The organism is Croceitalea sp. W27 (genome assembly GCF_055693185.1).
Genome location: NZ_CM146327.1, coordinates 1,116,236 through 1,129,202, shown reverse-complemented (window position 1 = coordinate 1,129,202; position 12,967 = coordinate 1,116,236). Strand labels below are relative to the sequence as shown.

At 33.2% G+C, this 12,967-nt stretch carries 12 protein-coding genes; 4 read left to right on the top strand and 8 right to left on the bottom strand.

Annotated features, from left to right (window positions below):
* Window positions 1-22: 22 nt before the first annotated feature.
* The gene (locus ACZ1GR_RS05005) at window positions 23-400 is read right to left on the bottom strand and encodes a PUR family DNA/RNA-binding protein (RefSeq protein WP_377765366.1); all 378 of its coding nucleotides are present in this window, start codon (window positions 398-400) and stop codon (window positions 23-25) included.
* A gap of 81 nt (window positions 401-481) precedes the next feature.
* The gene (locus tag ACZ1GR_RS05000) at window positions 482-2,233 is read right to left on the bottom strand and encodes an ABC transporter ATP-binding protein (RefSeq protein WP_472611122.1); all 1,752 of its coding nucleotides are present in this window, start codon (window positions 2,231-2,233) and stop codon (window positions 482-484) included.
* A 167-nt stretch (window positions 2,234-2,400) separates the two neighbouring features.
* Between ACZ1GR_RS05000 and nusB the strand changes: the two genes are divergently transcribed.
* From nusB to yajC, 3 genes are read left to right on the top strand one after another with little or no spacing between them, the layout of a single operon-like run.
* Complete coding sequence (nusB, locus tag ACZ1GR_RS04995; protein ID WP_472611121.1) at window positions 2,401-3,348, top strand: transcription antitermination factor NusB; 948 nt, start codon at window positions 2,401-2,403, stop codon at window positions 3,346-3,348.
* A gap of 42 nt (window positions 3,349-3,390) precedes the next feature.
* Window positions 3,391-3,873 carry a DUF1573 domain-containing protein gene (locus ACZ1GR_RS04990; protein WP_472611120.1) on the top strand — a complete coding sequence of 161 codons (483 nt, stop codon included), beginning with the start codon at window positions 3,391-3,393 and terminating at the stop codon, window positions 3,871-3,873.
* A 9-nt stretch (window positions 3,874-3,882) separates the two neighbouring features.
* The gene (gene yajC / locus ACZ1GR_RS04985) at window positions 3,883-4,173 is read left to right on the top strand and encodes a preprotein translocase subunit YajC (RefSeq protein WP_472611119.1); all 291 of its coding nucleotides are present in this window, start codon (window positions 3,883-3,885) and stop codon (window positions 4,171-4,173) included.
* Window positions 4,174-4,301: 128 nt separating this feature from the next.
* Here yajC and ACZ1GR_RS04980 read toward each other — a convergent pair whose 3' ends face one another.
* From ACZ1GR_RS04980 to ACZ1GR_RS04955, 6 genes are all read right to left on the bottom strand, one after another.
* The gene (locus ACZ1GR_RS04980) at window positions 4,302-5,582 is read right to left on the bottom strand and encodes an HlyD family secretion protein (RefSeq protein WP_472611118.1); all 1,281 of its coding nucleotides are present in this window, start codon (window positions 5,580-5,582) and stop codon (window positions 4,302-4,304) included.
* Window positions 5,582-7,777, bottom strand: coding sequence for a peptidase domain-containing ABC transporter (locus tag ACZ1GR_RS04975; protein WP_472611117.1), 2,196 nt, complete (start codon window positions 7,775-7,777; stop codon window positions 5,582-5,584). The genes ACZ1GR_RS04980 and ACZ1GR_RS04975 overlap by 1 nt, the downstream gene beginning before the upstream one ends.
* 69 nt (window positions 7,778-7,846) lie before the next feature.
* Complete coding sequence (locus ACZ1GR_RS04970; RefSeq protein WP_472611116.1) at window positions 7,847-8,053, bottom strand: hypothetical protein; 207 nt, start codon at window positions 8,051-8,053, stop codon at window positions 7,847-7,849.
* A gap of 177 nt (window positions 8,054-8,230) precedes the next feature.
* A complete protein-coding gene (locus tag ACZ1GR_RS04965) occupies window positions 8,231-8,488 on the bottom strand; it encodes a hypothetical protein (protein WP_472611115.1) in 258 nt (85 codons plus the stop codon).
* A gap of 79 nt (window positions 8,489-8,567) precedes the next feature.
* Window positions 8,568-10,145: a vitamin K epoxide reductase family protein gene (locus tag ACZ1GR_RS04960; RefSeq protein ID WP_472611114.1), complete on the bottom strand. Its 1,578-nt coding sequence runs from the start codon at window positions 10,143-10,145 to the stop codon at window positions 8,568-8,570.
* Window positions 10,146-10,242: 97 nt separating this feature from the next.
* A complete protein-coding gene (locus tag ACZ1GR_RS04955; RefSeq protein WP_472611113.1) occupies window positions 10,243-10,974 on the bottom strand; it encodes a LytR/AlgR family response regulator transcription factor in 732 nt (243 codons plus the stop codon).
* A gap of 42 nt (window positions 10,975-11,016) precedes the next feature.
* Between ACZ1GR_RS04955 and ACZ1GR_RS04950 the strand changes: the two genes are divergently transcribed.
* Window positions 11,017-12,939 carry a tetratricopeptide repeat-containing sensor histidine kinase gene (locus tag ACZ1GR_RS04950; protein WP_472611112.1) on the top strand — a complete coding sequence of 641 codons (1,923 nt, stop codon included), beginning with the start codon at window positions 11,017-11,019 and terminating at the stop codon, window positions 12,937-12,939.
* Window positions 12,940-12,967: the final 28 nt, after the last annotated feature.

The following is a 12,967-nucleotide window of genomic DNA, read 5'->3' as shown; positions in this document are numbered from 1 at the left end:
TTAATTTATTTTTTCTGGTGTTTTATATATCATCGAAACTTACATCTGTAAAATTACCGGAAGTAGAATCATCTTTCGCCGAACCGTTTTCTTCATCCTCTTTTTTGAAATCTTTTTGATGGCGCTCAGAGATGACCTCTTGTCCTTTTTCATCAATGATGTAATCCATCATCTCTTCCATAATTTCTTTAAATGCTGTAAAGTCTTCTTTGTACAGGTAAATTTTGTGCTTTTTATAATGGAATGAGCCATCATCATGTGTAAACTTTTTACTTTCTGTAATAGTTAGATAGTAGTCTCCTGCCTTTGTGCTTCTAACATCAAAAAAATAAGTCCTTCTTCCTGCTCTTAGAACTTTGGAGTAAATTTCTTCCTGGTCCATTAAATCTTTATCGCCCATCTGGTATAGTGTTCTTTAAGTGTTCTGTTACTTAATAGTATCAAAAATGTAAAAAAAAAGCTAATTCAGCAACTTTTTAGATTAATCTTTATCTGACAATTGATCCAAGAAAAGTTCTTTATAATATCCTTCAGAATTATTAAGTTGTTCATGGGTTCCCTCTTGAAGGATACTACCATCCTCTAAAACAATAATTTTATCTGTGTTTTTTGCAGAAGACACCCTATGGCTTACAATAAGTGTGGTCTTATCGGTTGAGGCGTTTTTTAGATTTGCCAAAATTTCTTCTTCGGTCTCTGTGTCTACAGCAGAAAGGCAGTCATCAAATAAGTAAATCTCAGGGTCTTTAAGTAGTGCCCGAGCAATAGATACCCTTTGTTTTTGGCCACCGCTTAAAGTTATGCCGCGCTCGCCGAGTATGGTGTTGTATTGCTTTGAGAAACCAATAATATTTTCATGGACTACTGCCTTTTTTGCGACCTCAATAATTTCATCTATAGAGGCGTCCTCTTTTCCGAATCTGATGTTATTCTCTATAGTGTCTGAAAATAAAAAGGCATCTTGGGGCACGGCACCTATAGCGCTACGCACACTATTAAGATTTAGTCTTTTAATCGGGACATCGTCGATAAGAATTTCACCCGAAGAAACATCATAAAGCCTTGAAACTAAGTCTAAGATTGTAGATTTCCCTGAACCTGTTTTGCCCAAAAAAGCAACGCTTTCACCAGGTTCAATAGTAAAAGAAATATTTTTTAAGGCCGTAATTTCGGTGTCTTCGTAAGTAAATGTAACATTTCTAAATTCGATTTTTCCTTTTATCGGAGTAGGCTCAAGAGCTTCATTTTTAATAGTTGGCTGTTCGGTTAAAAACTCATTTATTCTTTTTTGAGAAGCCTCTGCACGCTGCACGATTGAGGTTAACCAACCTACTACCGCAACAGGCCATGTGAGCATGTTTACATAGAGAATGAATTCTGCAATAATTCCAATAGATTCAATTTCACCATTGATATATTGCTTACCGCCAATGTATATGACAAAAATATTGCTGATACCTATTAAAAGAATCATTAATGGAAAAAACCAGGCGTTCACTCTGGCCAAATCCATACTTGTATCTTTTCCTTCTTTGGCTAAGCCTCTTAATTCAGCATTTATCTGAGGTTCTAACCCATAAGCCTTTATAACGGATACTCCTGAAAATGATTCTTGGGTAAAAGTGGAAAGGGTAGATAGGTACTCTTGTACTTTTGTACTTCTTTTATGAATGACCTTGCTAATCTGATAAATTAAAACTGATAGTATGGGCAGCGGTATTAGGGTATAAAATGCTATTGTAGGTGCCTTTATAAACATTAGCGGTATTAGACAAACAAATAGGGTCAACGTTTGAATGCCATACATGATAGCTGGACCCGCATACATTCTTACTTGACCTACATCTTCGCTAATTCTGTTCATTAAATCTCCAATGCGGTTGCGCTTGTAAAAATTAAGATTTAAGAATTGGTAATGGTCAAAAACTTCGTTTTTTAAGTCATATTCAATATACCGCGAGACGTTAATGATCATCTGGCGCATTAAAAAAGTAAAAAGCGCAGATAGCAATGCAGCCCCTACAATTATGAGTATATATTCAAGTAAAACGTCTTTTGCCTCAGATTTAGAAATCGAATCACCGATATAATTTTCGACCGCTTTTATCGATTTGTTTACGTAAGATGGCATTACCAAAGAAAAAATCCTCGCAATAATCGTAATAAGTATCCCTGCAAATATTTTAACCCAGTATTTTTTAAGGTACTTATTTAGGTATTTAAGTTCTTTCATAAATTTAAAAAAGGACAGGTCAAATTGGTAATCGGGCAAAGATATAGGATTAGCACAAAAACTAATGTTATAAAACTGATAAGATATTTTTTGGTCTAGGTATGCTGAAAATATAGCATTACTTTTGCGATGTGATACTGACCATATTTACTTTAAAGTTCTTTTAAATGCTAACAAGAAGGCATATTCGCGTAAAGGTAATGCAGTGTATTTATGCATTAATTCAGTCTAAAGATGATTCTTTGGAAAAACAAGAGAAATTCTTGAAATATAGCATAGATAGTATGTACACCCTTTACTTGTTGATGTTTAGCTTATTGACCGAATTACATCAGCTTGCAGAAAAACACGTAAACCATGCAACTAAAAAGTATATGGCTTCTGAGGATGACAACTTTCCTCAGCGTGATAAGTTTCTTAAGAACAGGCTTTTGCAACAGATAGTTTCAAACGAAAGTTTGCAAAAAGAGTTCTCAAAGCGAAAACTTCAAAATTGGTACTTGAACGATGAATATGTAAAGCTCATTTTTAAAGATATGATTGCTAGTGATATCTATAAAAATTACATGTTGTCTTCCACAAACAGTTATCAAAAAGACAAAGACGTTATCATTTCGCTCTACAAAGAGGTAATTGCACCGAACGAAAAGATTTATGAATATTTTGAGGATGATAGACTTACTTGGATAGACGATATTCCTATAGTAAACACCTTTATATTTAAACAGTTGAAAAAGGTTAAAGAAGATGCGCCTGATAGTTTTTTCTTACCCCGATTGTTAAAAGATGAGGAAGATATGGTCTTCGCAAAAGAGTTATTGACCAAAACTTTATTGAAGAATACCGAATGGGAAAAAGAAATAGAGGGTAAGACCCCTAATTGGGACAAAGACAGAATAGCCGAAATCGACTACATTCTTTTAAAGATGGGTATTTGTGAGCTACTGAATTTTTCGTCGATACCTGAAAAGGTGACCATAAACGAGTATTTAGAGATAGCCAAAGAATACTCTACACCAAAAAGCAGCATTTTTATCAATGGTATCTTAGATAAATTGGTCAAAGAATATAAAGCCGAAGGAAAGTTGCAAAAAATTGGCAGGGGATTGTTATAAGTAATATTTCGTTATTTTTGCATTAAATTAAAAATTCATAAGATGAAAAGAATAGTTACAGCGCTAAGTGTTGTTGCACTTTTGTTTATTTCGACTTCTTGTAAAGACAAGGCAATTGCTAAGATTAATTCTGACAATGTTGAGGTTGCTTCAAATAGAGATGCGGCTCAAAAGAAAATTCCTGTAATGAGTTTTGATAAATCAGAGCATGATTTCGGAACCATAGAACAAGGTACTCCGCAAGAGACTATCTTCAAATTTACCAATACGGGAGATGCTCCCTTAATCATTACTGACGCTAAAAGTAGTTGTGGTTGTACTGTTCCTGAGTATCCAAAAAATACACCTATTGCTCCTGGTGATTCTGGAGAGTTGTTGGTGAAATTTAATGGTTCAGGACAAAACTTGGTAACAAAAACGGTTACGGTAACCGCAAATACAGCAAAAGGTTCTGAATTGTTAAGAATCAAAGCTTTTGTTAACCCTAAAGGAACGGCTGCGGTAGCTGGCCCTGTAAAAGGATAAATAGACTAGATGGAAGGATTAGGACAGTTCCCTTTTTTAATAGCAATTTTTGCAATTTTCTTCGTTTTTATGATTCTACCTCAGATGAGGAGACAGAAAGCGGAAAAGAAGTTCGCAGCAGAATTAAAAAAAGGCGATAAGGTGATGATGAAAAGTGGTCTTCATGGTAAAATATCAGAATTGAACGATAAAGACAATACCTGTGTTATTGAAACCATGGCCGGACGATTAAAGTTCGATAGAAGTGCCATTTCTATGGAGATGAGCAAAAAATTGAATCCTGTTCCTTCCAAGAAATAGTTTTGCAAAAAGATGTAAAAAAGCCTATGACGAAAGTCATAGGCTTTTTTGTTTGCCTTTAGATAAGATAATTGTTGTTAAATAAGAACAATTATGAAGTTCAGATTTTTAGGTGGTACTTACCTTGGTCAGGAAAAAATATTTCGAATTTTATAAAAAAAGCGTTCAAACAAACTAAGATCTTCAACTATTATCTCTGCAGAACCTTTTAATTCGCCATTAAACGGAATAACTTTCGAGTAGTTGGTAATTAGGTGTTTGGGTAGTTCGACGTCAATTAAGTAGTTACCCGTATTATCTGCTATTGGTGTTATATGTTTAACATAACTTGTTAGTTTGCCAAATTCTTTTTCTGGAAAGTTATCTAGTTTTAAATAAACCGTTTGGCCTTTTTTTATTTTTCCAGAATTAATTGACGATGCTTTTATTTTGCCAATGTTTTTTTGACTTTCATTTGGTATAATGGTAAATATTAAATCACCGTTATTAACGTATTGGTTGAGGCTCAAGAACTTTAGAAAAAAAGCTTGACCATCATAATCAGATTTAAGCACGTAGCGGTTTTCCCAATCGAAAATTGCTTTTTTAAGTTGGCGGTAAGACTGCAACACGTTGTTTAGTAATAATATTTCTTCTTCTTCATTTAAGCCTCTATCTTGCTTGTAACTGATTTTTGAAGTTGAAATGTTCTCTTTGACTTGAGATATTGAATTGTTTAAGTTTTTGTAGTCGCGTTGGGCTTTAAAAAAACTTAATTGTTTGTTTTCAAACTGTTGAAGAGAGATTACCCCATTTTTGTAGAGTTTTTTATACCTATCCAGTTCTTTTTGCTGTAGTTCCAATTCATTACTTTGAAAACTATATTGATTTTTTAAAATATTTAATCGATACCGTAACTGCTGATTTCTTAGCTTATGAGATTCACTTGTATTGTAAAAGGGTTTAAATTCTTTGTTATGCGTATACAAGGTATATTTCGTTTCAAAATCGGAATAAAATGAATTGATTTCACCTAAGTAAAGTATAGGTATATCGCCTATGGGAAACTCAAAGTTGTGTTTGGTAAATTCTAGGGTGTCCGTTATGCTTTTCAAATATTTTACATCCTTGTAATTTGCGTTGTTCTCTATTACTGCTAGGTGCTGTGCTTTTTTGACTTGACTGTTGTTAGAAATAAAAATATGGGTAAGTTTTCCGTTATGCTTCGCAAACTCTTTTTGTGGTGGAATATCAGTGGTTATTACCATACTAGAGTCGATTACATCTGGATATCTTATAAACCAGCTCAAGCTCAAGAAACCAATTAGTAAAGTAATGATTAGTAAATTGCCCCATACGATTGTCCAATGAGGAATTTTGGTAAGAATGTCTTGTACGGCTTCACTACGAATATTTTGAACTTGAGGCATTAGCTTGCGATTTCTAATTGATTTTTAACTAAATTGAAATAATTTCCTTTTTGGTTTACCAGTTCTTCATGGGTGCCAATTTCTATAATTCTACCATTTTCAAGCACTACAATCTGATCGGCATTTTTAACTGTGCTAAGACGATGCGCTATAACTATTGCTGTCTTACCTGAAAAAAAGGTGTTAATATTTTTCATGATGATTTTTTCATTATTTGCATCAAGCGCGGACGTGGCCTCATCGAAAAAGATATAATCTGGATTTTTGTAGATGGCTCGGGCAATTAACAAGCGTTGCTTTTGACCGGTACTTAAACCGATACCCTCCATACCAATCTTTGTATTTAGGCCTAATGGCAATTTTTCAATGAAAGGTTTTATGTTTGCTAGAAAGATGGCATTTTCCAGTCTTTTTTTATCAATATTATCTTCTCCGATAGCAATATTGTTTGCAATAGAATCATTGAAGATGTAGCCTTCTTGCATTACAACACCGCAGCTTTTGCGCCATGTCTTGTTAGACACTTTAGTCAAATCATTTTTACCAAGAGTTATTTTGCCGGCAATAGGGTCATAAAATTTTAGTAGCATTTTCATAAGTGTTGTTTTTCCACTACCACTTGTACCTACTATAGCTGTTGTTTTATTTGCGGGTATTTTTAAGGATAAATTTCTGAGAACCAAATCATCACTTCCTGCATATCTAAAATCTACATTTTTTAAGGCTAAGCCCGAATTTCTTTTGACTTTTTTAATTAAATTTTCCGTATTACTATCTTCATCTGGTTTGCTATGTATTTCTGCCAATCTTTCTAAAGAAATTTTTGCGTCTTGTACTTGTCTTATGAAATTGATGAACTGTTGAATAGGACTATTTAACTGGCCCACGATATACGTTATTGCCAACATCATACCTAGTGTAATTTCACCTTTAATAACCAAGGTTGCAGAAAAAACGGTTATCAAAATATTTTTTAATTCATTAATAAAGGCAGAACCAACACTTTGGTATTGTTCTAAAGCAAGATTTTTTGTAGAAATATTAAATAAGCTGGCCTGTAGGTGTTCCCATTGCCATCTTTTTTGCTTTTCGGCATTATGTAATTTAATTTCTTGCATTCCATTTATCAGTTCTATGACCTTGCTTTGTTCATTGCTTACTTCAGAAAATCTTTTATAATCCAGTTCTTTACGTTTTTTAAGAAATAAAGAAACCCATATAAAATAGAGCGCACTACCAACTAAAAAGATCAAAAATATTTGAATACTATAATAAGCAAGAATAAAGCTAAAAATGACAAAGTTGACTGCAGAAAAAAGTATACTTAGTGACGATGTAGAAAGCACTCTTTCTACTCGTGAATGATCATTGATCCGCTGCATAATATCTCCGGTCATTTTAGTGTCAAAAAAACTAATAGGCAAGTTCATTAGTTTTACAAAAAAGTCTGATATCAATGAAATATTAATTCTAGTGCTTAGGTGCAACAATATCCAACTACGAATAACGCCAATTGCCGTACGACCAATAAAAAGTGCAATTTGTGCAAACAGAATGAGATAGATAAAATCAAAATCTTGATTATCGATACCTACATCAATAATACTTTGAGTTAAAAAAGGAGCTGCCAATTGTAAAAGACTCCCAGCACCTAAACCAAGACAAAGCTGAATTATAAATTTTTTATAGCGCCAAACATAATTGAACAAAACCTCAAAGCCTAAAGACTTTTTCTGGTTTAAGTTCGAGAACTTATATTCCCTTAGTTTTGGTGTTTCTTCAACCATTAGGGCTATGCCTTCTACCGTGTCTATTGTTGTGTTTGCGCCAATCCAATTTTTTAAGAATTCGTCTTCATGGTACACTATTAAGCCATAACTAGGGTCAGAAATGTAATGCTTTTCTTTTTTTATTTTGTATAGAACCACGTAGTGCTTGTTTTGCCAGTGCAGTATGCACGGAAGCTGAGCATCTTTTAAAGTGCGTGCAGAGAGTTTTACACCTAAGGTTCTAAGGCCGATTTGTTCAGCTGCGTCGCTTAGGTTTAATAACGAGCTGCCTTCACGTGTAGTTTCGCTTAACTTTCTTAGTTCTTCTATGGGTATGGTATAACCATAGTATTTGACCAATATGCGTAAGCAGGTTGGGCCACAATCTTTGGCGTCTGTTTGTTTGTAGAAAGGGAATGGGCGCATTTTGTAGTATTAATTTGAATACAGGCCATTATGCCAATGGCCTGTAAGTAATTTATCTAGAGGTAATACCTATAAAGGGATTCCATTGTCCCCACCTCCACCTGGACCAGGTGAAGGGCCGTCTATTAAACAATAGCAGTCCTCAGGCATACAATTCCAATATCCGCCCGCATCTTCACAAGCCTTTTTATCATCGTAATTACCTCCTTTAATAATTTTTTGCTCTGTCTTATTTAAGATCTGAGCGCCTTTCATGTTTAAAATGTTTTTTAACATTGTAAAAGAATTTTAATTAATACTAGTGATTGCGAACATTTAAAGACACTCGCAACTTATGTCTGCTCTAGCTAGATTTTCTAAAAATTGAGTTTAGTCTCTGCCATTAGTACCATGCTACACTAATTTCAGTATTGATAAAAATTACAGGCTAGTTTTTATGGATTGTAATTTAATTTATAACATGTCTTCTGTGCCATCGGGGTTGGTGGCCCCCCCAGAATAATCAGTTTCCATCACGCAGTTAGAATCTGGTACTTGCCAGGGACTATTGAATCCACCAATAACAGATGGATGCTTTTTGCCAATTACAACCCAAGTTCCGCCAGCTTGCTCGCAAGCAAGTTTATCGGTATAATTACCTCCCTTAATTACTTTTTGCTCCGTCTTATTTAAGACCTGAGCACCTTTCATGTTTAAAACGTTTTTTAACATTATAAAAGATTTTAAATTATTAATTAGTACTGTGAACATTTAAAGACACTCACAAGTTATGTCTGTTATGAAATGATTTTTATACGGCTATCAATTTGGTTTTATCAGTATCTTTTTTAAAGTCATCTATAAAAAAAGCCAAGTCTTCTAACTCAAAATTTTGTTTAGGAAATAAGTGACCATTAACAATAGTTTCTGGGGTGTAATTGATACCATTGTGTTTTGCCCATTTAGAATGATAATTTAAAAGCTTATGTGAATATGTATTTTCAACCGTTTTTAGAGCATATTTATTAGACCACTCGTTGATATTCCTGTTTTCATACCAATCATTTATCGCTTTAAAAGCGATAGTTTTATTTTGGCAATAAAGCGACACTACAGTATTTGCTATTTTTGTCGCTGTATTATTTGGGTCGGTAGAGACATTAAAAATGAGTTGTAACCGAATATCATTTGAATGTTTGGCAAGTAGCTTTGCATATGCTCTAAAAGGTTCTTTGCAAAAACCGCAAAGCGGATTGGTGATTGCGGTAATTTGTATTTGCGCATTACTCGGGCCAAATACTAACTGAAAGTCTTTATCTAAATCGATATTGATTTTTTTACCGTTATAAAGTGCAGTAAAAAACACCATTTTATCAAGTTTAAATTTGTGGAGTTGCTTGTGCGCAATTTCTAGATCTAAATTATTCGACCACAATAATTTCAATTGCTTCAACCCTGTGAGGTTAATAAAAAAAAGCATTGATAATAGCATATAATGCATTGGTAAAGTATACCAATCATTATCAATTGTAAGTAACAATATGAATTGGCTACAAACTTTAGTACTGATTAACAGACATACACCACACCACTTTCTTAACTTAAATGCCTGTAGGTATAGCGAATACCCAACGACGGCTATCGCGGCTAGTGAAAGGTATACTGTGACACTACTTATTCCATATACCAAAGTAAAAATCAATAAGCTTGAGAAGTATAGAAAACCACCATCTGCCAAATTAAAATTACCCCATACTTCTCCGGCTTTAGAGGTTATTACATCATTACATTCTTGATTTTTTATGAGAATTGAATTACATATCTTGTTGGTAAAGGCGTCTCTTAAGCCCAATCCCTTTCTGATTGCCAAAAAGCTTAGTATAGTTCCTGCCAATAATAGTAAACAATATAAACTTAGATAGGTACTGTTGAATTGAGAATATATCAGAACTAAACAACCTATAATTAAAGAACTTGCGAAAAGGTGCTGCGAATTAAAAAGGTTTCTTAGTCTATAAAAGGATTTTGTTCCTTGTTTTTGAATAACAATAATATTACCGGTCCAAACGGCTAAGAATGATTTTAAATCCAATTTTTGTTTTGTACCATTCTCGAATGTGAGGTAGATTTTATTTTTTCTTTTCTCAACTAACGATAGTATCTGATTTTTTTCATTTTCAATAAGCGTTATAAAGCAATTAGGTAATTGCTCAAGCCCCTCTTTAGGAATATTCGCGGCTATGTTTTCTATTTCAAAATAGTCTAAGGTATCAGTAACAGATTTAAAACTAGGATAGTCGTGATGTGATTGTAAATGCAGTGAAAGTTGTTTGTAAGTAGTACTGTAGTCCTGATTCTTTTCTAAAAACAATTGTATTAACTTATCCATTGAGCAACTCTTTAGAGTTAAAGCTACTGCTCACATAAAGTCATGCTAGTAAAAAAGGTGTAAGCGTTAGGGGACTTCTTTTGGGCGTTTGAAAATGTTAATTAAGCGTTGCGATAAGATCTTTAAGGCGATTCTTATTACGAACAGAAACATGAATTTTATCACCGTTTGATAAGATCAGGGTCTCTTTTTTAAATATAGATTCTAAATGATCTAGATTTATTACACAAAAGCGGTTAGCTCTGAAAAAGCCTTTTTCACTAAATAAATCATAATAATACTTAAGTCCTTTATTGGCTAAAAGTTTTTTTTTATTGACCAAAGTGAAATTACTGTAATTTCCATCTGATGTTATACTTACAATATCTTTTAAAGCTACAGACTCATGAGAGTTTCCTGCATTTATGAAAATTTTTGGTGACCTACCGAACAAAAAGTCCTTTAAATCATAATATTCTTGTTTCACTTTTCGCTTTTTAGCCCTATAATGTTTTATCGCTTTTGTAAGATCATCTTTAGAAAAGGGCTTTAGAATATAAGTCATTGCAAAATGTTCAAATGCAGTCTTATAATAATCGGTAAAGGCCGAAATAAATATTACATCAAAATCTCTATTTTCAAAATGTTCTAAAATTTTAAAGGATAGTCCATCATCTAGTTCAATATCTAAAAAAACAAGGTCAGGATTACTGCTAGAGATTATATCTATACCATCTTTTATATTTTTTGCTTTATTAAGAATCTGAATATCAGTGAAATGAGTTGTTATAAGATTCTCGAGGTAATCCAGTGCAATTAAATTGTTTTCAATTAGCACAACTTTTATCATAACTTATGTATTATTTAACCATTAAAATAATACAAATAGACAATGAAACGAACTACGATGTTCTTTATTTTTTTTGTTCAATTGGCCATTTCACAAGACATTGAATGGTTAAAAGAATATGATTCAGAAAAAATATATACCCAAGAGTACATAGATTCTTTGACCTCAAAATATGCATCAGGTCATATGTTGGGTTTTATTAATGAAATTAATCTAAAAAAAGTTCTGGACAACAATAATCATTTAGACGGTTATATGCTTTACTATGCTCTAAAATCAGTAGATAAGTATCGAAATAATGATGCTGATTCTTCATTATATTATGCAAACCTTGGCGTAGCCCATTTTAATAAAATCAAAAATAAAAGACCAATTGATGAGCATATAGTGATGCGATGTTTTTATATGAAAGGAATCGGTTTGCTTAATCTGAAGGATTACGGAGGAGCATTAAAAAATTATCAAAGAGCGAATGATTTGGCCGATATTCATGGGTATAAGTGGCAGAACTATATTGTTGCCGGTATCGCTGATGTTCATATAGAACTTGGAAATGATTCATTGGCCCTGAAGAATTATAAACAACTTGGCCGAGATACACTTTACATTAAAGTACCAAGAGTAAATGTTTCAGTCTTGAATAGGATAGGGGTTTTATACTCAAAATTTAATAATGTAGATTCAGCTATTGTTTACTATAATAGGGGGATAAAGGTTTCATTAACTAATGGATATTATAGACTTTTACCGGCGCTTTATGGTAATATAGGAAAAGAGTACGAACTGAAATCTAAGATTGATTCAACGATATTATACTATAAAAAATCGGTTGACGCTTCATTGCAATACAATCTGCATGACCTTTATAGCGGATTTGATGACTATCAGGCTTATTATAAGGGATTTTTAGCTTTTCATAGCTCAGATTTTGCCCTTGCAGAGAAGATGCTCTTATCCGTAGTTGAGAACATTGGAGGGTATGCTATTATTGATAAAGATGATTTCGATTTATTCACTAGTTCTTGTGCGCTACTTGCTCAAATCTATCAGAAAACCCAAAACCCTTCTAAATACGAGTATTTGACAACAATTTTAAAAGAGAATACAGAAGCTTATTTTGATAATCAGTCAAAAATTAATATTGAAAAACTTGAACGTCAATATCAATCTAAGAAAAAGGATACCGCTATTTTGAAATTGGAGGAAGCCCGTAAAACTCAAAAAGTAATGCTTGCCCAAAGAACCACCATAGGGTGGGTGTTAGGGGCTTTACTTTTAACAATTCCTACTTTGATTTTCCTCTTTTATCGTAATATTAGGCAAAAAGAAAAGATTGCATCCATAGTATTGGAGCAAAAACTATTGAGGTCTCAGTTAAATCCACACTTTTTATTCAATTCTTTGAATTCTATTAGTGCTCTATCAATCTCAAATCCTAAACTTATCGGAGCATATGTGTCGAAATTAGGCCTTCTATTTCGTTCTATTCTAAGAAATTCAAGGGAGGAGCTCGTATTGCTAAAAGAAGAATTGGACACTGTAAATGCCTATCTTGAACTTCAGTCTGATTTTTCTACTAAGTTTGATTTTGCAATAATTGTGGAAGATAATGTTGACTCAGATAGCATACTTATACCACCTATGTTCATTCAACCTTTCATTGAAAATTCTATTCAACATGGTTTTAGAGGTGGAAATCGAGACAAACTTTCTTTGAATATTGCTTTAGAAGCTGATAAAATGCGTTTGCATTTTGAAATAATCGATAACGGTATTGGTTATTCTAAAAGCAGAAATATAACAGATTCCAAAACCAAAAGTCTTTCTGTATCAAGTCATATTATTAATGAGCGGTTGGCTGCCTGTACTAAAAGGTTTAAGGTAAAAGCAAACTACAGGATAGAAGATATTAAAGATAATAAAGGTACCAAAGTAGACCTTTATTTGCCTTATTTACTTGATTAATAGAAAATCGGTGATACTGGTTGATTAT

Excerpts from the sequence above, each read along its gene's own strand:
- ACZ1GR_RS04975 (WP_472611117.1), bottom strand. The coding sequence starts at position 7,777 with ATGCGCCCATTCCCTTTCTACAAACAAACAGACGCCAAAGATTGTGGC.
- ACZ1GR_RS04965 (WP_472611115.1), bottom strand. The coding sequence starts at position 8,488 with ATGTTAAAAAACGTTTTAAACATGAAAGGTGCTCAGGTCTTAAATAAG.
- ACZ1GR_RS04990 (WP_472611120.1), top strand. The coding sequence starts at position 3,391 with ATGAAAAGAATAGTTACAGCGCTAAGTGTTGTTGCACTTTTGTTTATT.
- ACZ1GR_RS05005 (WP_377765366.1), bottom strand. The coding sequence starts at position 400 with ATGGGCGATAAAGATTTAATGGACCAGGAAGAAATTTACTCCAAAGTT.
- yajC (WP_472611119.1), top strand. The coding sequence starts at position 3,883 with ATGGAAGGATTAGGACAGTTCCCTTTTTTAATAGCAATTTTTGCAATT.
- ACZ1GR_RS04970 (WP_472611116.1), bottom strand. The coding sequence starts at position 8,053 with ATGTTAAAAAACATTTTAAACATGAAAGGCGCTCAGATCTTAAATAAG.
- ACZ1GR_RS04950 (WP_472611112.1), top strand. The coding sequence starts at position 11,017 with ATGAAACGAACTACGATGTTCTTTATTTTTTTTGTTCAATTGGCCATT.
- nusB (WP_472611121.1), top strand. The coding sequence starts at position 2,401 with ATGCTAACAAGAAGGCATATTCGCGTAAAGGTAATGCAGTGTATTTAT.
- ACZ1GR_RS04955 (WP_472611113.1), bottom strand. The coding sequence starts at position 10,974 with ATGATAAAAGTTGTGCTAATTGAAAACAATTTAATTGCACTGGATTAC.
- ACZ1GR_RS04960 (WP_472611114.1), bottom strand. The coding sequence starts at position 10,145 with ATGGATAAGTTAATACAATTGTTTTTAGAAAAGAATCAGGACTACAGT.
- ACZ1GR_RS05000 (WP_472611122.1), bottom strand. The coding sequence starts at position 2,233 with ATGAAAGAACTTAAATACCTAAATAAGTACCTTAAAAAATACTGGGTT.
- ACZ1GR_RS04980 (WP_472611118.1), bottom strand. The coding sequence starts at position 5,582 with ATGCCTCAAGTTCAAAATATTCGTAGTGAAGCCGTACAAGACATTCTT.